This is a genomic window from Limosilactobacillus sp., from assembly GCF_022651205.1.
Classification (GTDB): Bacteria; Bacillota; Bacilli; order Lactobacillales; family Lactobacillaceae; genus Limosilactobacillus.
Map to the genome: position 1 here is coordinate 1 of NZ_JALCQI010000006.1, position 21,336 is coordinate 21,336.

Below are 21,336 nucleotides of genomic sequence, written 5' to 3' on the forward strand. Positions count from 1 at the left end.
AAAGGCAACTGGTCAAGCTGCTGCTTCAAACCTAATGTGGCCAATTATTCAAGGAATCATCTTAGTTCTTGGTTCATTAGTTTACATGTGGATCGCCGAGAAATTTAATCGTCGAACATTATTAATGGTTGGTGGTTCCGTCATGGGATTGTCATTTATTTTACCGGCAGTAATTAACTGGGCAATCCCTAACATGAATCCAATGATGATCGTTGTTTTCTTATGTATCTATGTTGCTTTCTATTCATTCACTTGGGCACCACTTACCTGGGTTCTAGTCGGTGAAATCTTCCCATTAGCTATTCGTGGTCGTGCATCTGGTTTGGCTTCGTCATTTAACTGGATTGGTTCATGGTTAGTTGGTTTGATTTTCCCAATTATGACGGCAAGTATGCCACAAGAAGCAGTTTTCGCTATCTTCGGTGTTATCTGTCTCCTCGGTGTAATCTTTATTAAGACTCGTGTTCCAGAAACTCGTGGTCATACTCTTGAAGAAATTGAGGAACAAGGAACTAATCGAAAATAGGATAACTAAGACAAATAAAGATTAGGGGGATTATTTAATGAACTTACGTGAAACTGCCACACAAATAAAAAATGGTCAGACTTCACTCGGAATCGAATTAGGTTCTACCCGGATCAAGGCCGTCTTAATTAATACCGAATATGAATCTATTTCTTCAGGAAGTTATACCTGGGAAAATCAGTTTAAGGATGGTATTTGGACTTACCCGCTTGACCAGGTATGGGAAGGTATCCAAACAGCCTATTCAAAAATTAGGGCTGACGTTTTAAGTCGGTACCATGTCAATCTGACGAAGATTGGTTCAATTGGTGTCAGTGCGATGATGCACGGTTACCTACCATTTGACAAGAATGACCAATTATTGGTGCCATTTAGAACCTGGCGAAACAACATCACTGAGCAATCAGCCGATGCCTTAACGAAACTATTTAACTTTAATATTCCGCAACGGTGGAGTATTGCCCACCTTTACCAGGCCATCTTAAATGATGAACCACACGTTAAAGATGTGACCTTTATCACCACTTTAGCTGGTTATGTTCACTGGAAGTTATCTGGCAAGAAAGTCTTAGGAATTGGGGATGCCTCCGGGGTCTTCCCAATTGATGAACAAAGCTTATCTTACCGGAAGGACTTCTTAGAGAAATTTGCGAACTTACCGGAAGTCGCCAAGTATTCATGGCAGATTGAAGATATTTTGCCAACAGCGTTAATTGCTGGTAAAGAAGCTGGTCGCTTAACTGCTGATGGGGCTAAATTAATTGATCCTGCAGGCACGCTGGATGCAGGTAGTCTGATGGCGCCACCAGAAGGGGATGCCGGAACCGGAATGGTTGGAACCAACAGTGTAAGGAAACGGACTGGTAACATTTCTGTCGGGACCTCAGCCTTCTCAATGAATGTTTTAGACAAGCCATTAAAAAAGCTGCATCGTGATATTGATATTGTTACTACACCAACTGGTGACCCTGTTGCCATGGTGCACGTTAATAACTGTTCTTCAGATATTAATGCTTGGGTTGGCCTTTTCCGTGACTTTGCAAACGCGATTGGGGCCAAGATTGATACAAACAAGTTATACGAGACATTATTTGATTCAACAGTCCATTCCGACCCAGATGCTGGTGGCCTAATTAATTACAGCTATCTTTCCGGTGAAAACATCACAAAGATTCAAGCCGGTCGGCCATTATTTGTCCGGACACCAAATAGTAAGATGAACTTGGCAAACTTCTTCTTAACTCAACTGTATGCTGCATTTGCCCCACTAAAGATTGGGATGGACATCCTATTAAATGAAGAACATGTCCAAACCGATGTCATGATTGCCCAAGGTGGACTGTTTGGAACACCGGTTATTGGTCAACAAGTTCTTTCAAACGCTTTAAATATTCCGATCACGATTATGAATACCGCTAGTGAGGGTGGTCCATGGGGAATGGCCGTCTTGGCTAAGTATGCTGAGACTGATACTCAAGAATCGTTGGCTGATTTCTTGGATGAAAATGTCTTTGATGATCCAGAAAGTATGACCTTAATGCCAGAACCAGACGGCGTAAAGGGTTACGAAAGCTTCATTAAACGTTATCAAGCGGGTCTTAGCGTCGAAGCTAAGGCCGGTCAAGCCATTAGCGAACGAGAAGAATAATAGAAAGGATCGAAAACTGAATGTTAGAAGAATTAAAAAAAGAAGTTTATGACGCTAATATGCGGCTACCTAAGTTAGGCCTGGTTTCCTTTACTTGGGGGAACGTTTCCGGAATTGATCGTGATAAAGGCTTGTTTGTTATTAAGCCATCTGGTGTTCCTTACGAGGACATGAAGCCAGAAGACATGGTTGTCGTTAACTTGGATGGTGAGGTAGTTGAAGGTGACTTAAATCCATCCAGTGATACCCCAACCCACACTTATCTTTACAACCATTTCCCAAAGATTGGTGGGATTGTTCACACCCATTCACCATGGGCGGTATCATTTGCAGCTGCACGGATGGATATTCCAGCCATGAACACCACCCATGCTGACACGTTCTACACTGATGTTCCAGCAGCTGATGCCTTGACCAAGGAAGAAATCGAAGAAGATTACGAAGGTAATACCGGTAAAGTAATTGTTCGTTCTTTCAAGGAACGGGGCTTAGACTATGAAGCAACACCAGCTGCATTGGTAATGCAACACGGTCCATTTGCCTGGGGACCAACCCCAGATAAGGCCGTTTACAATGCCAAGGTACTGGAAGTTGTCGCCGAGGAAGATTATCACGCAATGCAGTTAACGCATAAGGATCTTCACTTGCCACAGTACTTGCTTGACAAGCACTATTACCGTAAGCATGGTAAGAATGCCTACTATGGTCAAAATAATGCGCATTCTAAAGACCATGCCGCACACGCTTAATTAATTTTGGTAGCTACATTTAAAAACAACTATTAGCACAACAAAGGAGTATTATCTCATGGATATGAAGAATTATGAATTTTGGTTTGTTACAGGTAGTCAATTCCTTTATGGTGAAGAACAATTAAAGTCAGTTGCTGCTGACGCCGAAGACATTGTTAACAAGTTAAACGAAAGTGGCAACTTGCCATACAAGGTTGTCTTCAAGGGTGTTATGACTACTGCTGAAGGAATCACTAAGTTCATGAAGGAAGCTAACTACAACGATAACGTCGCTGGTGTTATGACCTGGATGCACACCTTCTCACCAGCTAAGAACTGGATTCGTGGTACTAAGCTTTTGCAAAAGCCATTACTCCACTTAGCAACCCAATACTTAAACAAGATTCCATACGACACGATCGACTTCGATTACATGAACTTGAACCAATCTGCTCACGGTGACCGTGAATATGCTTACATCAACGCTCGTCTCCAAAAGCACAACAAGATCGTTTACGGCTTCTGGGGTGACGAAGACGTTCAAGAAGAAATCGCTGATTGGCAAAACGTTGCCGTTGCTTACAACGAAAGCTTCAAGATCAAGATCGTTCGGTTCGGTGATACCATGCGGAACGTTGCCGTTACTGAAGGTGACAAGGTTGAAGCTCAAATGTTCCTTGGCTGGACTGTTGACTACTGGCCAGTAAGTGATTTAGTCGAATACGTTAACGCTGTGAGTGAAGACGACATTGACGCTGCTTACAAGGATTTGGCAAGCAAGTACGAAATGGTTCAAGGTGACAACACTAAGGAACACTATGAACACTCAGTTCGTTACCAACTCCGTGAATACATCGCTTTGAAGAAGTTCATGGATGAAAAGGGCTACACTGGCTTTACAACTAACTTCGAAGACTTACACGGCCTTGAAGAATTACCTGGTTTAGCTGCTCAATTATTAATGCGTGATGGCTACGGCTTCGGTGCTGAAGGTGACTGGAAGTCTGCCGGAATGGACCGTCTGCTTAAGATTGCTACTCACAATGTTGCTACGGCCTTCATGGAAGACTACACCCTTGACCTTCGTCATGGTCACGAAGCAATTCTTGGTTCTCACATGCTTGAAGTTGACCCATCAATTGCCTCCGACAAGCCACGGGTTGAAGTTCACCCATTAGACATTGGTGGTAAAGATGATCCAGCACGGTTAGTATTTACTGGTCGTGAAGGTAAAGCGGTCGATGTTACCCTTTCTTACTTCAATGATGGTTACAAGGTTATCGGCTACGCTGTTGACTGTCACAAGCCAGAAGCCGAAACACCACACCTACCAGTTGCTAAGCAATTATGGACACCAACTGTTGGCTTGAAAGAAGGAGCAAAGCGTTGGATGCATGCTGGTGGTGGACACCATACTATCTTAAGCTTCAGCTTGAAGCCACAACAAGTTAAGGACCTCTTTGAAATGTTAGAAGTTAAGGTTGACTTCATCGAATAAGTTTGACTTAATTTCTTCTTGAATAGAAAATCTTTTACAAGTATTCTAATGCAAAATGGCCGTCCGCAAGTTTATGTGGATGGCCATTTTTGGGAGTGAGCTAATGAAAACAGAAAAAGAGAAGATGCTAGCTGGTGAAGTCTTTAAGGTCTATGATCTAGAATTAGTTCGTGAGCGACAATATGCTCGTCAATTGGTCGAACGACTGAATGCAGTTGGTGAAATGAATCCAGAGGCACGTGAAGAATTTGTTCGTCAACTCTTCGGCCACGTGGGAAAGGATTGTGAGGTCCATGCTCAATTTAAATGTGATTATGGCTACAATATTTATGTTGGGGATGACTTCTTTGCAAACTATGATTGTGTGATGCTTGATGTAAGTCCGATCCGAATTGGTAACCATTGTCTGCTCGGACCTCGTGTACAATTATATACAGTCAACCATCCCCTTGACCCTAAACTGCGACGAAATGGTGCGTACGGACAAAGTCACGATATTACAATTGGTGAAGATGTCTGGATTGGTGGTGGGGCGATTATTTGTCCCGGTGTAACCTTAGGTAATAATGTGATTGTCGGTGCTGGGAGCGTGGTTACTAAATCCTTTGGGGATAACGTTATTATTGCGGGGAATCCAGCCCGGGTAATTAAAGAAAATCCTTACTAGGAGTAAAAATAGGGAGCGTCAGGAGTCAACTATGACTTCTGGCGCTTCCTGTTTGACTTAATATTTTAAATTGTATTCATAAACCAATGCTGGTTCCTTACTAACTCGGGTAAAATCGTGTAGAGCATCAATGGCAGCCATTTCTTGATCACTAAGCGTGAAATCATAAATATTAATATTTTGTTTGATTCGTGCTTCATGAACTGACTTTGGAATAAAGGCAACACCATTTTGAAGATGCCAACGAAGGACAACCTGGGCTGGCGACTTATGGTGAGCAGTGGCAATTTTCTTTAAGACCTCATTATTGAGAATTGTTCCTCGGCCAAGAGGACTACATGCTTGCGTTACAATACCATGCTTACGGTCGAATTTAATTAGTGGTTTTTGATTTAGCCGGGGGTGTAGTTCGACCTGGTTAACTACGGGCATTTCATGAGCTTGGGTAGCTAAATATTGTAAGTGGATCATTTGATAATTGCTGACACCGATTGAGCGGGTTAACCCTTGCTTCTTTAATTCCTCAAAAGCAGCCCAGGTATCAAAGAAGGCCCGTTCAATTGGCCAGTGAATTAAGAGAAGGTTGACGTAATCTAATTTAAGCTTATGAAGCGAATCCTTAACCGAAGCAATGGTTTGTTTAAAGCCCTGGTTTGGTTCTGAAACCTTTGTGGTTATAAACAGGTCCTGGCGGGGAAGACCTAATTCTTTAAGCGCAGTCCCAACTTCCGCTTCATTTTTATACAACTGGGCCGTATCGAAAAGCCGATACCCTGCATCATAAGCGTATTTGATAGAAGAAGTAATCGTAGCTTGATCGGTAATTTTATAGAGGCCGAATCCTTCTTGGGGCATTGATTGGCCATCAGCAAGTTTTAATTGGTTAACTTGATTATTCATTTTTATCTTCCTTTACTTTTGGTAAAGCCACTGAATCACGTTTGATAATTTCTGGATTATACAGTTTAGATTCAACTTGATCACCGTTAATCATTTTAAGAATCATCTTTCCGGCATCTTCCCCTAACAACCGTTTCGGGTGGTTTGCGGTGGTTAATTTTGGATGGATAATTTGTGCCATTTCATAGTTATCAAATCCAACCACAGAAATGTCATCAGGAACCCGATACTCTAAGGAATGTAAATGACTAATGATTCGCGTTGCTAATGCATCGTTGTAACATGCAATAGCGGTGATTGTCTTATTTCCTTTTAGGTTAAGGTCAACCTTCTTGATAATATCCGCATAGGAATCATTTGACTGATACATTATAACGTCGGATTTTGTGGTGGGAATTTTTTCTTCTTGGTATGCTTGAATCATGCCACTCATCCGGTCGACGCCTTGCTGATCGTTAATTTGAAAGACACCAAGAATGCTTGAATGGCCTAAGCTAAAGAGGTATTTGATTAACTTTTTTTCCGCTTCTAGATCTTTAGTAAGGAGGTTTGGAAAGGAAAATCCTGGATAGGAAGAGTGAAAGAGAATTGTTGGAATACTATACTTTTGGATTTGACGATAAAGATCCAGGTTGGGGTTAGGAAGGGCGCTTTCGGTTGGCTCAATGATTAGCCCAGCAATCTTTAGATCCAACATGTTTAGAATCGTTTGTCGTTCCCGCTTATGGTCATTTAATGTATTACCGACAATTAAAGAGTATCCTCGTTGAGAAACAATTTCATCGATTCCTGAAATAATTGATGGGAAAATATAGTCCGCCATATGGGTACTAATAACACCAATGATTTTATTTTTCTCGGTGGTTGACCAATCACGTTGCCAATCTTGAACAAACATTCCGCCACCCTGAATCCGGTAGATGTAGTGTTCGTTCTCTAGGTCACCAACTGCACGGCGGATCGTATAACGAGAAACATCAAATCGCTTCATCAATTCACTTTCGGTTGGTAGCTTTTCGTTAATCTTGTATTTACCATCAATGATTTCGTTCCGTAGGGTCTGCTTAACGGTTTCGTATTTCACTTCCAAAATGAGGACTCCTGTTCTTTAGGGATAATTAAAAAGGACCCCATAACTAGTAATAATAATTATGGAGCCACTATTAAGTTTAGTCGGTTCTATTTCTTTTTCTTTTCAACTTCGATTGGGTGGTTATCTAAATCGGTCCGAACAACTAGGACATCGCAGATTGCTGTTCGAGTAACGAATTCAGTAACAGAACCGATCAAAATCCGTTCAACAGCATTGAGCCCTGTGGCACCAATCATAATTAAGTCAGCATTCATTTCCTTTGGTACATCGCGAGCAATAATGGTCTTTGGTGCACCATATTCAATTGAATAGTTAACATTCTTAACGCCCTTATCCTTAGCGTAGTCAATATACTTATCAAGGGTCTTCTTAGCGGTTTCAGTAACTTGTTCAACCATTGAGCTGTCGAAACTAGAAATGTTTTGGAATGCTCGGGTATCAACGACGTGTAATAACCGTAATTCTGTTTCTTCACCATTCCGCTTTGCAACGGCAACAGCCTTCTTGAAAGCTAATTCAGCTTCTTCAGAACCATCAACTGGAACCAAAATATGTTTGTATTGTTGAGCCATATTGTGGTGCCTCCTTATTTATTTACCTCTATTATACACTGAATTAAAAATGACAGTAAAGCGTTGATCGTCTAGTTTTTTCGTTGATCTGCTTGAAAGTACCCCATAAGCGAATATGCCATTAAAGTTTCGCAAACACAACCAATAATTACCATTGAAACAATAAAGAGAATTGAGTTAGTCCAGGCAGAAATGATAGCAAGGATCCCAATAAGTAGGAGGAGCACTCCCCACACTACTAGTGCTTTTGAAAGTGCCTTTTGTCGTTCAGGGTGGAAAATTAGGAATGGTTTATGAAGGTGGGTTAAGAAAAAATAACCTTCAAACGCAGCGATCAACCCGAAGAGGGTCATTAAAATTGATAGTAACATGATTAACCTCGTATTTTTAATAAGATACCAATGGGCGCCAACGTTCGTAAAACAGAACATTGACGCCCAATTGACAATTATGTACGAAAACTCCGTTAGTGCCGTTAATTGTCATTCAGTGTTGACCTGTGTTTAAGACAGGTGGGACATGGTTGTTAACTATTCAGTTACCAAGTGAAAAGGCATACTGGCCAATTAACGAAACACTAGTCCCAATTTTATAAGACTGTAAGGCAAACCTGCGTTTAGACAACGCGTACACCACAGAATTTCCACTAATAATGTTAGCATGATCTAGCAGACTTTTCAATTGATCAAGGATGGTGGTGGGAATTCCGGAGACCGTTTCGTTGGGCATTCTTAAGCTGCCAATACTGATTGCCAAGCGCTTGTTCAAACCGACCATTCTTTTTTGGATGGAAGTACTGGGCATTTTTGATCCGGTCGGGAAGATATTGTTGAGCGACCCAATCTTGAGGATAATCGTGAGGAAAGAGGTAGTCATTTCCGTGACCGAGTTTACTTGCTCCCTTATAGTGAGCGTCTTTAAGGTGGTTAGGAACTTCACCCGTTCCACCAGCACGAACCTGTTCAAGGGCACTATCGATTGCACTAATTCCAGAATTTGATTTTGGTGAAAGGCAAAGTTCAATTACAACATCAGCTAATGGGATTCGCGCTTCAGGGAAGCCAATCTGTTGGGCTGCTTGGACTGCTGTAACTGCACGTTGAACTGCGGGCATGTTTGCAAGGCCAATGTCTTCGTAGGCGATCACGATTAACCGTCGGCAAATACTAATAAGATCCCCTGCATCAATTAGTCGGGCAAGGTAGTGAAGGGCGGCGTCAGTATCAGAACCACGAATCGACTTTTGAAAAGCAGAAATAACATCGTAGTGGGCATCGCCATCCTTATCACTGGTAATTACCCGCTTTTGGACACTGTCTTTGATTACGGAGAGGGTCAGGTGAATTACACCATCCTCATCTGGATCGGTTGATTTGGCAGCTAATTCGAGGCCGTTGAGTGCACTTCGTAAATCGCCATTAGTGGCGGTTAACAATTGCTCCTCGGCATCCTGCTCCAGTTTAATGGGCATCTTTCCCAGGCCGCGTTCCGAATCTGTTAGAGCACGTTTAACAGCAATCTTCATGTCATCAATCGAAAGGGGATGAACCGGGAAGATTTGGGTTCGGCTGCGAATAGCCGGGTTGATACTAATATAAGGATTTTCGGTTGTTGCCCCAATTAGGATAATTCGACCACTTTCAAGGTGGGGAAGGAGAAAGTCTTGCTTACTCTTGTCTAAGCGGTGAATTTCGTCAAGTAAGAGAATTACCGTTCCACTCATTTTTGCTTCTTCTGCGACGACCTGAAGATCTTTTTTGGTATCGGTTGCTGCATTAAGTTTGCGGAACGCATATTTAGTAGAGCCAGCAATAGCACTTGCAATGCTGGTCTTACCGGTGCCAGGTGGTCCGTAGAGAATGAGTGAAGACAGCATCTTTGCCTTAACCATCCGGGAGATGATTTTACCTGGGCCGACAAGGTGCTGTTGGCCAACCACCTCGCTTAGATTACGGGGTCGCATTCGATAGGCTAGTGGCTGCAAGATTATTCCTCCTTTCCTTTGAAAATTCTTTCCCAGAGGCTCTTCTTCTTAGTGGGTGAGTCTGTCGTGGGTTGTTGTTGACTTTCGGGATAGCGCTTTTGAACGTCAATCGGTGCCTGATAGACAGCAGATTTAGCGGCGACGACAACTGCTAGAGAATCTGGATTAGTGCGAAATTCAGGATCAGTCTTTAATGTAAAATTAGCATTCATGGAGGTTGCAACCTTAATGTAGTTCCGGAGCTTTGAGTGCGGAAGATTGCCATTAAGGAAGACCTGATTACCAATTCCCCGTTCGAGTTCTTTGGCTACGGCAGAAGACCAGTCTCGCTCTTGAAGTTCCGCAACGCTGATTGTCAGGCATACCCGTTCACGAAAGGTTCCGAGGTATTTCCGCTGCTCATCTGGTTTAATTTTGGGTGTTCCATAGATTGCATTATCAATTCGTTGCTCCATTGCTGATTTATCTTCAGGCATGGTAGTCCTCCTTTTTGTACTTGTAATATACAATTATATCAAGAAATACCAGAAGGGATAGAAAAAACGGGCTTTCAGTGTGAATAAACATTGAAAACTCGTTTTAACTATTGTTAGTTACCGATATCTAAAGCTTGGTGCTTAAGCTTTGGGAAAATCTTCTTATCAGCCCAACCGGTAATTGCTCCTTGGAAAGCAAGGGCAAAGAGGGTTCCGAGACCGAAGTTATAAATACCACCTTGCATAAATGCGGCAATGATTGCCATGATTGTTGGTGGAATGTAGGATAACCACATCGCAACTGTAGCGTTTCCTTTGCAGTAGCGGAAACGAATGATTTGGAAGAGGTCATCTGCGGGGTGGAGAACAAGGTTAGCTCGCTGATAAATGGAGATGGCGGTTCCAATAAAGGCAACCCCTAAGAAGTTGATGAAAACGTAAAGGATAATCATCGGCAGGGTTGTTGCGTCTGGCATAATTCGGTTAAAAATATTTGAGAACCACTGGATGAATAGTGAGAATGGCAGCATAAAAATAAAGTTACCACCAATTCGCCGCCAGTCCCACTTATGCATGAGGATAGCGTTCAATACAGAAGTTAGCATCCCTAAAATCATGAATGCCCAGAATAAAGTAGTTGGCTTATTACCTAAGACTGCAAGCCCGAGGTTATTTTCTGCCGCAGTCCAATAAGCTGAGCCCAGGAATTGTGGGTGAATATGAGAGCTAGTGACTAGCGTTAGAACGTTTCCCATAGAGTTGATAACAATTGAAAAAGCAAAGAAGGCCCAACTTGCAGCTAAAGAAATTGTCCGTTTTTGGACTTGACCTTGTCTTGGAATATCGTCGTTCATAATGATGCTCCTTTTATTCGTGAAATACTTCACGCTGATTACAAGATATAAATTTACAACCTTCAAAAAAGCTTGTCAATAGTACGTTTAGAGGGTATTTAACTGACATAAATATTTTTATAGAATTATATGTTAACCGGTTGACATAAGAGACATTTTAATTCGAAAAATTGTAAATTAATAAATTTTAGGTTATCTTGAATGAAAGGAGGAACAACAGATGAAAATTATTATTTCTCCAGCACGGACAATGAAACAGGATCAAGATTCTTTACCATATCAGGAACTTCCCCAATATCTGAAGAAGAGTCAAACAATCCTAGATTGGATGAGAACATTAAATTTTAAGCAGCTTCACCAATTATGGTGGAATTGTAGTGAACGACTGGCAAACCTGAACTATCGGCGGGTTAAAGACATGGAGCTGACAAGAAATCTGACACCAGCGATTCTTGCATTTCAGGGCTTGCAATATCAGTACATTGGTGCAGGGGTAATGACGGAGAAAGAGCTGGATTACCTTCAGTCCCATTTAAGGATCTTGTCTGGCTTCTATGGAATCTTAAAACCGTTTGATGGGATCGTTCCGTACCGATTGGGGATGGGTGATCGAGCAAAAATTGGTCAGGCACAGAATCTTTATGAGTTTTGGGGCAACCAACTATATCAGAACCTTTACCAGGATGATGATCTAGTCGTGAACCTCGCTTCTAATGAGTATTCCAAAGCAATTACCCCATTTTTAAAGCCGCAGGATCAGATGATTACCTGTGTTTTTGGTGAGCTAATTAACGGAAAGATAAAACAAAAGGCCACCTTAGCAAAGATGGCGCGAGGAAATATGGTTCGTTTCTTAGCAGAAAGTGGTGCAGAGACTGCTGCTGACTTAAAAAAGTTTTCTGTTGGTGGTTACTGCTTCCGTCCTGATCTTTCTACGGAGCAAAAGTTCTGTTTTGAGTTGCAAAAATAAGAGAGTGGGACAGAACTAGCTTGCCTAGTTCGTTGTCCCACCTCCGCAAGGATGGCTACGACGCGAAGCTAGCCTACTAGGGGTTGGTCAAATGCTGATTTATCAGCGTTTGAACTGCCAGCTAGCTACTGCGCTGTTGTATTCTTATATTTAAAATAGTTAAGAGACTGGGTTAATTCCCAGTCTCTTATTTCCGTTATTCGATCGATCAAAAGAACGATTACCATAAAAACGGAATTATGATAGTCTGTGGGAATAGGAACTAAGGATGTTTGGTGGAATCAAGCATCGGATGATTCGCTAAAGGAAACAACCATACTTTTATTGTTAGGCTCGAGCTAGATTTACAGTATTCACATGTGTCAGGATCGTGGATATTGCTGGTAACTCTTCAAGGGAGGTCAGCAGGCATTTTAGGAGGCCCTCTTTTAAAATCAATTAATAATATTATATATTCAATGGGGTAAATATAAATAATGATTACTATTTACAACTATGAATATATAATATTATTAATTGATTTTCAAAGAAAACGATTTCGATATTTAAAAATAATATCGGTTGATAATTAATTTAAACAGAAAAAAGGCCGAGGAAAATCTCAGCCTTTTTGAATAACAAGTAATACTTAAGATTACTTGTTGTAGAATTCAACGATAAGTGATTCGTCGATATCAGCATCCATGTCTTCACGAGCAGGGATCCGGTTTAGTTTACCTTCAAGCTTGTCAGCGTCGAAGTCAACATATGATGGACGAGAAACAACTGCTTCAACAGCGTTCTTAATAACATCAAGGTTCTTTGACTTATCACGAACAGCGATAACTTGACCAACACTAACTTCGTATGAAGGAATGTCAACGCGCTTACCATCAACAGTGATGTGACCGTGGTTAACCAATTGACGAGCTTGACGACGAGTAGTAGCCAAACCAAGACGGTAAACCATGTTGTCAAGACGACGTTCAAGCAAAGCCATGAAGTTGGCACCGTGAGTACCTTCCTTAATCTTGCCGGCACGTACGAAAAGGTTTGAGAATTGACGTTCAGTCATTCCGTACATGAAACGAAGCTTTTGCTTTTCCCGAAGTTGAGTACCGTATTCGGAAAGCTTACCATGGCGATCGCGACCGTGGTCACCAGGAGCGTAAGCCCGACGAGCTAATTCCTTACCAGTACCTGAAAGTGAAATACCTAAACGACGTGAAACACGCCAGCTAGGACCTGTATAACGTGACATAAATAAAAATCCTCCAATAATTTTGTTGGAGTAAAATAATCCGATGTGAGATTAGCATTCGTGCAGGCTAATTTGAATTGTTCACCCTTGCAGCTGGGTTACTAAAAACACCAAATTGGCATTAGTCTGTTGACGAGCTTGCTCCTCACTGCTGCATTATTTTACACAAAGAATAATATACAACAACTACGCCTCTTTAGTCAATGGTTGTCATTAACCGGTTGGCAAATTCTGTCATTTTCTTGGCAAACTCTTTGTCAAAACGATTTAAAATTGGTGCATCGAGATCGAGGACACCATAAAGTGAACCATCTTTTCTTAAAAGGGGAACGACAAGCTCTGATTTAGCCGCGCTGTCACAGGCGATGTATGAGTCAAACTTTGAGACGTCATCAACAATTTGCACTTCCTTGGTTGAAGCAGCGACACCACAAACGCCCTTGCCAAGGTCAATGTGCATGCAGGCGACTTTTCCCTGGAATGGTCCAAGATCGAGTTGTTTACTTTGAGGATTAAATAGGTAAAAGCCAGCCCAGTTTAGCTGCTCGACACTATCGTTGATCAGTGCACTCGCGTTTGCTAAATTAGCAATTGCTGAGTGCTCGTTAGTGAGTAATGCTGATAGTTGTTCGCTTAGTAAAGATAAATCTGCCATTTTGTTCTCTTCCTTCTTTATTAAATTGATTCCAGTAATGGTTATTCATTATGGTATAATTTTCATAGAATTTTAGAGCCCTTGAATAGTATTTGTCAATGATGGCGTAAAGATGTAGGTGGATAAAGTGTTTTTTCAAATAGTAATTGGAATTTTAATCGTTATTGCAGTTGTTTTGGCGGGATTATATTATTACCAAAAAAAAGTGATTCGCCAATATGAGCAAATTAATGCTCAATTTCAGCAATTAGGGGAACTGAAAATTGATCAGCACTTTACTGAAGTTGAACAGTTAAAGGTGACTGGTGATTCGCAGGAACAATTAAAGAAACTCAAGAAAAACTACCAAGAAAAGATTGTTCCTCAAAAGAAAGAACTGGCAAATGAGTTAAAGACCATTAAGCCACTAATTCATACCAGTAAAGTATTCACAATTAATAAGCAGCTTGGCGATTTAAGCTTCGCAATTCAAAAATTAAATGATCAGTGTTTACAAGTTCAGTCATCACTTCATCATTTAGAAGAACTTCACCAGGCACATAAACATGCAATTGACCAGATAAAGCAGCGTTATCGGCACTTTCACCATGTGCTTGACGAAAAGAGCTTTGAGTATGGTGATAGTATTAAGGAACTTAACGAACAACTTAATACCCTTGAACAACAATATGATCAATTTACTAAATTAAGTCAATCAGGTGACTATGATGCCGCCCAAAACATTCTGACTGACTTGAAGAAGGATAATCAAAAGTTAGCAGAATTGATTGAACAGGTACCAAAACTTTACAAGCCACTAATTGCTGAGTACCCAACGCAACTTGATGAGCTGTCATCCGGTTATGAACAGTTAGCAAGGCAGAATTATAAATTTACAACGGACAATATTCCGGGAAAGATTAATCGACTTCACCAATTGTGCCAAGAAAACTTAAAGCAAATTAATAACCTTGAGCTTGACGGGGTAGAGGATTCAAATAAGGACATCGCGGATCAAATTGACGATTTGTATGACGTGATGCAAAGTGAAATTGATGCACGGCCACAGGTTGAACACCTTATGACTGTTCTTGGTAAGTTTATTAATCACGCTGCAACACAAAATACCGAACTAAGCAATGAACTAGACCGGTTAAGTATTAACTATACGTTAAACAACCATGAGATCGAAACGGCCCGTTCATTAAACGAACAAATCATTAACATTAAGAAGGAATTTGAGACCGATCAGTCCGCAATTGAGAAGCATAGGGCAATTTTTAGCCAGATCCTCGCGCGGCAAAGTAAGAATGAAAAGTCATTGACGGAGATCGAAAAAGAACAGGCAAAGATCAATGACGAAGTTTCTAAGCTGCAAAGTGATCAGCAACGAGCTGAACAGATGCTCCAGAAGTACTCAACGAGATTAAAGACAACCCGACGCCAAGTTGAGCAACTTAACTTGCCTGGCTTACCAAAGGATTATTTGAACTATTTCTTTGGAGTGAGTGATGAAATTAAACGCTTGGCTGAAGAGTTGCAAAAGTACAAGGTTAACATGGATGAGGTAACCAAGCAGCTAATTATTGTTGAATCCGATCTTGAGACCCTTGATGAAAAGACAAGTGATATTCGTGATAGTGTTGAATTGACCGAACGACTTCAACAGTATGCTAATCGCTTTAGTGATGATCAGAAAGTTACGAAAGCTGCAACTAAATCGCAAGAAGAATTCAATAAGTTTAACTACACTGCAAGCTTAGAAACAATTGCAACGGCATTAGAAGAAGCCGAACCAGGTAGTTATAAGCGAATTGAAGACAGTTACTATAACGAAAAGTAGTAAGAAATAGAGAAATAAGAACGCAGATCTTTTCCGATTAGGACAAAAGATCTGCGTTCTTACTTATTATCTGTTATAATAAAAAATCGGTTTAATGGCGTCGCAACCAAAACACCTATCCAATTTTTAGCGCATTAATAATATTTATAATCAAGCTTTGTTTGATGAAAGGAAATAAGCATGATCTATTTTGATAATAGTGCGACAACTCAGGTAGCTCCTGAAGTTCTCCAAACTTACAATACGGTTAGTCAGAAGATTTGGGGTAACCCAAGCAGTCTCCATAATTTTGGTGAAGAAGCCTGGAATTTATTGGAACAGGCCCGACAGCAAATCGCCAACCTGTTTCACGTTAATCCTGGTGAAATCATTTTTACTAGTGGCGGTTCTGAAGGAGATAACTGGGTAGTTAAGGGAACTGCGATGGCTAAACAACGCTTCGGCAAGCACATTATTACGACTTCCGTTGAGCATGCAGCTGTTCGTAACCCAACTGAACAGTTAAAGGATCTTGGCTTTGATGTTACCTACCTTCCAGTTGATAAGGAGGGAAGAATTGATCCAGCTGACTTAAAAGCTGCAATTCGTCCTGACACTATTTTAGTTTCAATCATGGCAGTAAATAATGAGATCGGAACAATTCAACCGATTAAAGAAGTTGGTGAGATCTTAAAAGACTACCCAAACATTCACTTCCACGTCGATGCAGTTCAAGCAATTGGCAAGGGAATTGATGATGCAGTCTTTAGCGACCGAGTTGACTTTGCAACGTTCTCTGGTCACAAGTTCCACGCTCCACGGGGGACTGGTTTTGTTTATGTTAAGGCCGGTCGAAAGCTGGCACCATTAGTTGCCGGAGGGGGTCAAGAACGTGGCCTTCGAAGTGGAACTGAAAATACCCCTGGTGATGTTGCAATGGCCCGGGCAATCCGCCTGGTTAAAGAGGGCGAATCAGCTGCCATTAAGCGAGAACAAGCGATTAAAGAACGGATCTATGATCACATTAAGCAATTTGATCACGTTAAGATCTTCTCTGGTCGGGATCAGGGCTTTGCTCCGCATATCCTTTGCTTTGCCATTGTTGGCGTTCGTGGGGAGACGATTGTTCATGCGTTTGAGGATCAAGGAATTTACATTTCAACTACTAGTGCTTGTTCCTCAAAGAAACATTCTGAAGCAGGAACTCTTGCAGCAATGAAGGTCCCCGAAGAAGAGGCAACCAGTGCTGTTCGAATTAGTTTAGGTGACCAGAATACACTAGAAGAAGCTGATCAGTTTAACGAGACTTTTGATAAGCTCTATGCTGGCTTTAAGAAAATTATTGAGTAGGAGGGAGGAATACTAGTGGATTACACTGAGATTATGGTCCGGTATGGCGAACTATCGACTAAGGGCCATAACAAGAAAAATTTCATTGATCGTCTGGGAGCAAACGTTCGTAAAGCCCTTCACCACTTTGAACAGGTTAAGGTTCATGCCCAACGTGATCGTCTTCACGTTGAGTTAAATGGTGCTGACTATAACCAGGTCATGGATCGGTTACAGGATGTTTTTGGAATTCAGAACTTTTCTCCTTCAATTAGGGTTGAAAAGACCTTTGAAGCGACCGCAAAAGCAGCTGAACAGATGGTTCGGGAACAGGTTAAATCACCAGTTACGTTTAAGATTAATACCCGACGGTCGGATCACAAATTTCCAATTGATACGTTTGCAATGAATGATCGATTAGGAGGCTACCTTTTAGAAAAGTTTCCTGACTTGTTAAAGGTCGATGTTCATAACCCAGATTTAACCATCCGGGTTGAGATTCGCTTGAACGGGATCTTCCTTTCAAGTGAAACGATTAAGGGTGCGGGAGGACTTCCAGTTGGCACTGCCGGTAAAGGAATGATGATGCTTTCAGGTGGGATTGACTCACCAGTTGCAGCATACCTAGGGATGAAGCGTGGTGTTTCCATGGAAATGGTTCACTTCTTTAGTCCGCCGTACACTAGCCCTCAGGCACTTGCTAAGGCCAAGCAATTAACCAGTAAGCTTGCTCGTTATAGCGGGAGTATTCGTTTTATTCAGGTGCCGTTTGCTGAAATTCAGGAAACCGTTAAGGAGAAGATTCCAGAAGGTTACCTGATGACTGTTCAACGGCGGATGATGCTTCGGTTAGCAGCGGCGATTACAATGAAACGGCATGGCTTGGCGATCTTTAACGGTGAATCCTTGGGACAAGTGGCGTCGCAAACAATGGAGAGTATGTTAGTAATTAACGATGTTACTAGTTTGCCGGTATTACGGCCAGTGCTTTCTTATGATAAGACCGAAATTATCGATGTAGCGAAGAAAATTGACACTTACGATCTTTCGATTTTGCCATATGAAGACTGCTGTACTGTCTTTACACCACCTTCGCCAAAGACCAAGCCAAACCTTGAAAAGACACGTAAATACGAAGAACGCTTAGACATTGACGGCCTAATTAAACGTGCGCTTGATGGAATTGAAATTACGGAAATTCACTCAGGCGAAGACTTCTTGAATCAAAATGAGGATGTTTTTGCTGAACTTCTTTAAACTTCTGCTTGACGCTGGTTTTTAAATTGGCTATCATAACAAACAAATAGTAAATGCGTTGATCAAAAGAGTAGTTGGTTATCTTCTTAACAGAAAGGGAACGGTTGATGAGAAGTTCCTAGATGATAATTAATGAAAGTAATTTGGTAGCACTCTGGCTGAACTAATAGTAGGTTGGAACGGTTCATTTTACCGTTATAAAATGAATGAGTGAGGTTACACAGTCAGTGTAGCCTAAAATAGGTGGTACCGCGGAACTCGTCCTATATACTTAGGACGGGTTCTTTTCTTTTCAACGTAAAATATCTTAGAGGAGGACTACTCAATGAGTACAGATAAAGAAATGTCCACTAAGTATGACCCCACTGCTGTTGAAGCTGGTCGTTATCAATGGTGGATTGATCAAGGCTTATTCAAGCCAAGTGGCGATAAAAAGGCACATCCATATTCGATCGTTATTCCACCACCGAATGTTACTGGTAAATTACACTTAGGTCATGCCTGGGATACGACCTTACAAGACATGATTATCCGTCAAAAGCGGATGCAAGGATACGATGTTCTTTGGCTTCCAGGGATGGATCACGCTGGAATTGCTACCCAGGCCAAGGTTGAAGCCCGTCTTCGTAAGCAAGGAATTTCTCGTTATGATTTAGGTCGGGAAAAGTTTGTCCAACAAGTTTGGGATTGGAAAGACGAATATGCCGATATTATCCACAAGCAGTGGGCTAAGATGGGGATTTCCGTTGATTACGATCGGGAACGGTTTACCCTTGATAAGGGATTGAATAAGGCTGTTCGCAAGGTCTTCGTTGAACTTTACAAGAAGGGCTTGATTTACCGGGGAACCTACATTATTAACTGGGATCCACAAGCACGGACTGCCTTGTCAGACATTGAAGTTATTCACAAGGACGACAAAGGTGCTTTCTACCACGTTAAGTATCCATTTACTGATGGCACGACCTTTAACGGTAAGGATTACATTGAAATTGCTACTACTCGTCCAGAAACAATGTTCGGGGATGAAGCAGTTGCCGTTAACCCTCATGATGAACGTTACAAGGACTTGGTTGGTAAGCATGTCCGTGTTCCGTTAGTTGACCGGGAAATTGAAATTATTGCCGATGATTACGTAACACCAGACTTTGGTACTGGGATGGTTAAGATTACTCCAGCCCATGATCCAAACGACTTTAAAGTTGGTAAGCGTCACAATCTTCCAGAATTAAACACCATGAACGAAGATGCTTCAATGAACGAAAATGCCGGTAAGTACCAAGGGATGGATCGTTTTGAAGCCCGGAAAGCCATGGTGAAGGATCTTGAGGATCAAGATTACATGTTGAAGATTGACCCAATTGTTCACTCAGTTGGTCACTCAGAACGGACTGGTGTTCAAGTTGAAGCCCGTCTTTCAACCCAGTGGTTTGTTAAGATGAAGCCATTGGCAGAAGCCGCCTTGAAGAACCAGGAAACTGATGATCGGGTTAACTTTATTCCGGGACGGTTTGAACATACCTTTACCCAATGGATGGAAAATATTCATGATTGGGTTATTTCCCGTCAATTATGGTGGGGACACCGGATTCCTGCTTGGTACAATAAGAAGACCGGCGAAGTTTACGTTGGAATGGAAGCACCAAAAGATGCCGAAAATTGGGAACAAGATAAGGATGTCCTTGATACTTGGTTCTCTAGTGCTCTTTGGCCATTCTCAACAATGGGCTGGCCAGATACCGATTCTGCTGACTTCAAACGCTACTTCCCAACCAACACCTTGGTTACTGGGTATGACATTATCTTCTTCTGGGTTTCCCGGATGATCTTCCAATCACTAGAATTTACCGGTAAGGCACCATTTAGGAATGTCCTTCTCCACGGGTTGATTCGTGACGAACAGGGACGGAAGATGAGTAAGTCTCTTGGTAACGGAATTGATCCAATGGACGTGATTAAGAAGTATGGTGTTGATGCATTACGGTGGTTCTTAATTACCGGTTCTACTCCTGGACAAGATATCCGCTTTAGCTACACAAAGATGGATGCCGCTTGGAACTTTATTAACAAGATTTGGAACGCTAGTCGTTACGTTATCATGAACCTTGGTGAAATGCCGGCACCCGTTCTTCCTGATAAGGATAAGTGGGATTTGGCAGACCGGTGGATCCTAAGCCGCTTGAATGCAACAGTTAAGCAGGTTAATGCTCAATTCGAGAAGTTTGAATTTGGTGAAGCTGGTCGAGCATTGTATAACTTTATTTGGAACGACTTCTGTGATTGGTACATCGAAATGACCAAGGAGAAGTTAAATAACGGGACCGACGAAGAGAAGACCAACACAAAGAACATTCTTGGTTATGTTCTCGACCAAATTCTGAAGTTGATGCACCCAATTATGCCATTTGTTACCGAAAAGCTTTGGCAATCAATGCCACATGATGGTAAGTCAATTATGGTTGCTGATTACCCAGTTGCCCATGATGAATTTGATGATGAAACTGCTACTGAACAGATGAGTCACCTGATTGAATTGATTACTGCTGTTCGGAACATCCGTAACCAGGCGAATGCACCAATGTCAAAGCCAGTTGATCTGATTATTAAGGTTGAAAACGATCACCTTGGCGAAATCTTTGAGGCAAACAAGGATTACATTGATCGCTTCTGCCATCCTGAAAAGCTAACTATTGGTACTGACGTTGAGACTCCTAAACTAGCCTTATCCGGGATCTTGACTGGAGCCGAAGTTGATATTCCAATGGCGGAATTAGTTGACCTGGATGAAGAGCGAACGCGGATGAAGAAAGAAATTGCTAACCTTGAAAAGGAAGTTCAACGTTCTTCAAAGAAGCTGGGCAACGAGAACTTTATTAAGAACGCCCCTGAGAAGGTTGTTGAAGAAGAACGGACAAAGGCTAAGGAATGGCAGCAAAAGCTTGATGCAGCAAAGGATCGTTTAGCTTCACTGCAGGATGCTTAGTTATGTGCCGGATTACAAAAAATATTTATTATTGAAGGCTTAAATGGGACCAGAGAATAAGCATTTGCTTACTCTCTGGCCCTATTTTTTTACCGTTAATTTCTAAATTACATATCATTTGATAAGATGAAGAATACAGCAAATTCAAGCGA

The 21,336-nt window shown here is 41.6% G+C and carries 19 protein-coding genes, 1 other RNA gene and 1 other annotated feature; of the genes, 10 read left to right on the forward strand and 10 right to left on the reverse strand.

Annotated features, from left to right (window positions below):
- The 5 genes from LKJ51_RS02510 to LKJ51_RS02530 all read left to right on the forward strand — a co-directional run.
- A partial coding sequence (locus tag LKJ51_RS02510; RefSeq protein ID WP_291980083.1) for an MFS transporter occupies positions 1-526 on the forward strand: 526 nt, incomplete at its 5' end.
- 37 nt (positions 527-563) lie between these two features.
- Positions 564-2,174, forward strand: coding sequence for a xylulokinase (locus LKJ51_RS02515; RefSeq protein ID WP_291978908.1), 1,611 nt, complete (start codon positions 564-566; stop codon positions 2,172-2,174).
- A 20-nt stretch (positions 2,175-2,194) separates the two neighbouring features.
- Entirely contained in the window at positions 2,195-2,923 is a 729-nt protein-coding gene (locus LKJ51_RS02520) for an L-ribulose-5-phosphate 4-epimerase (RefSeq protein WP_291978907.1), read from the forward strand.
- 58 nt (positions 2,924-2,981) lie between these two features.
- Complete coding sequence (araA, locus tag LKJ51_RS02525) at positions 2,982-4,403, forward strand: L-arabinose isomerase (protein ID WP_291978905.1); 1,422 nt, start codon at positions 2,982-2,984, stop codon at positions 4,401-4,403.
- A 103-nt stretch (positions 4,404-4,506) separates the two neighbouring features.
- The gene (locus LKJ51_RS02530; RefSeq protein WP_291978904.1) at positions 4,507-5,070 is read left to right on the forward strand and encodes a sugar O-acetyltransferase; all 564 of its coding nucleotides are present in this window, start codon (positions 4,507-4,509) and stop codon (positions 5,068-5,070) included.
- A 57-nt stretch (positions 5,071-5,127) separates the two neighbouring features.
- On the opposite strand, the gene LKJ51_RS02535 is transcribed toward LKJ51_RS02530, so the two are convergent.
- From LKJ51_RS02535 to LKJ51_RS02570, 8 genes are all read right to left on the reverse strand, one after another.
- The gene (locus LKJ51_RS02535; RefSeq protein ID WP_291978903.1) at positions 5,128-5,970 is read right to left on the reverse strand and encodes an aldo/keto reductase; all 843 of its coding nucleotides are present in this window, start codon (positions 5,968-5,970) and stop codon (positions 5,128-5,130) included.
- Positions 5,963-7,060 carry a GntR family transcriptional regulator gene (locus tag LKJ51_RS02540; protein ID WP_291978902.1) on the reverse strand — a complete coding sequence of 366 codons (1,098 nt, stop codon included), beginning with the start codon at positions 7,058-7,060 and terminating at the stop codon, positions 5,963-5,965. The genes LKJ51_RS02535 and LKJ51_RS02540 overlap by 8 nt, the downstream gene beginning before the upstream one ends.
- Positions 7,061-7,149: 89 nt before the next feature.
- A complete protein-coding gene (locus LKJ51_RS02545) occupies positions 7,150-7,635 on the reverse strand; it encodes a universal stress protein (RefSeq protein ID WP_291978901.1) in 486 nt (161 codons plus the stop codon).
- A 71-nt stretch (positions 7,636-7,706) separates the two neighbouring features.
- Positions 7,707-8,066, reverse strand: coding sequence for a hypothetical protein (locus tag LKJ51_RS02550; protein ID WP_291980084.1), 360 nt, complete (start codon positions 8,064-8,066; stop codon positions 7,707-7,709).
- A gap of 25 nt (positions 8,067-8,091) precedes the next feature.
- Positions 8,092-8,279, reverse strand: a non-coding RNA gene (ssrS, locus tag LKJ51_RS02555) — 6S RNA.
- A 41-nt stretch (positions 8,280-8,320) separates the two neighbouring features.
- Positions 8,321-9,622, reverse strand: coding sequence for a replication-associated recombination protein A (locus LKJ51_RS02560; RefSeq protein WP_291978917.1), 1,302 nt, complete (start codon positions 9,620-9,622; stop codon positions 8,321-8,323).
- Positions 9,622-10,095 carry a YueI family protein gene (locus LKJ51_RS02565; protein WP_291978899.1) on the reverse strand — a complete coding sequence of 158 codons (474 nt, stop codon included), beginning with the start codon at positions 10,093-10,095 and terminating at the stop codon, positions 9,622-9,624. The genes LKJ51_RS02560 and LKJ51_RS02565 overlap by 1 nt, the downstream gene beginning before the upstream one ends.
- Positions 10,096-10,208: 113 nt before the next feature.
- Entirely contained in the window at positions 10,209-10,949 is a 741-nt protein-coding gene (locus tag LKJ51_RS02570; protein ID WP_434737671.1) for a fructose permease, read from the reverse strand.
- Positions 10,950-11,169: 220 nt separating this feature from the next.
- On the opposite strand from LKJ51_RS02570, the gene yaaA reads away from it, so the two are divergent.
- Positions 11,170-11,919, forward strand: a complete 750-nt coding sequence (gene yaaA / locus LKJ51_RS02575) for a peroxide stress protein YaaA (protein WP_291978898.1) — start codon at positions 11,170-11,172, stop codon at positions 11,917-11,919.
- A gap of 634 nt (positions 11,920-12,553) precedes the next feature.
- On the opposite strand, the gene rpsD is transcribed toward yaaA, so the two are convergent.
- On the reverse strand, positions 12,554-13,159 hold the full coding sequence (rpsD, locus tag LKJ51_RS02580) for a 30S ribosomal protein S4 (protein ID WP_291978897.1): 606 nt from the start codon (positions 13,157-13,159) through the stop codon (positions 12,554-12,556).
- A 196-nt stretch (positions 13,160-13,355) separates the two neighbouring features.
- Positions 13,356-13,814, reverse strand: coding sequence for a GAF domain-containing protein (locus tag LKJ51_RS02585; RefSeq protein ID WP_291978896.1), 459 nt, complete (start codon positions 13,812-13,814; stop codon positions 13,356-13,358).
- Positions 13,815-13,941: 127 nt separating this feature from the next.
- Between LKJ51_RS02585 and ezrA the strand changes: the two genes are divergently transcribed.
- The 4 genes from ezrA to LKJ51_RS02605 all read left to right on the forward strand — a co-directional run bounded on the left by ezrA (position 13,942) and on the right by LKJ51_RS02605 (position 21,184).
- On the forward strand, positions 13,942-15,636 hold the full coding sequence (gene ezrA / locus LKJ51_RS02590) for a septation ring formation regulator EzrA (protein ID WP_291978894.1): 1,695 nt from the start codon (positions 13,942-13,944) through the stop codon (positions 15,634-15,636).
- A 180-nt stretch (positions 15,637-15,816) separates the two neighbouring features.
- Positions 15,817-16,965 carry a cysteine desulfurase family protein gene (locus LKJ51_RS02595; protein WP_291978893.1) on the forward strand — a complete coding sequence of 383 codons (1,149 nt, stop codon included), beginning with the start codon at positions 15,817-15,819 and terminating at the stop codon, positions 16,963-16,965.
- A 15-nt stretch (positions 16,966-16,980) separates the two neighbouring features.
- Positions 16,981-18,201 carry a tRNA uracil 4-sulfurtransferase ThiI gene (gene thiI / locus LKJ51_RS02600; RefSeq protein WP_291978891.1) on the forward strand — a complete coding sequence of 407 codons (1,221 nt, stop codon included), beginning with the start codon at positions 16,981-16,983 and terminating at the stop codon, positions 18,199-18,201.
- A 49-nt stretch (positions 18,202-18,250) separates the two neighbouring features.
- Positions 18,251-18,470 (forward strand) — a binding site (T-box leader).
- 56 nt (positions 18,471-18,526) lie between these two features.
- The gene (locus LKJ51_RS02605; protein WP_291980085.1) at positions 18,527-21,184 is read left to right on the forward strand and encodes a valine--tRNA ligase; all 2,658 of its coding nucleotides are present in this window, start codon (positions 18,527-18,529) and stop codon (positions 21,182-21,184) included.
- Positions 21,185-21,336 lie beyond the last annotated feature (152 nt).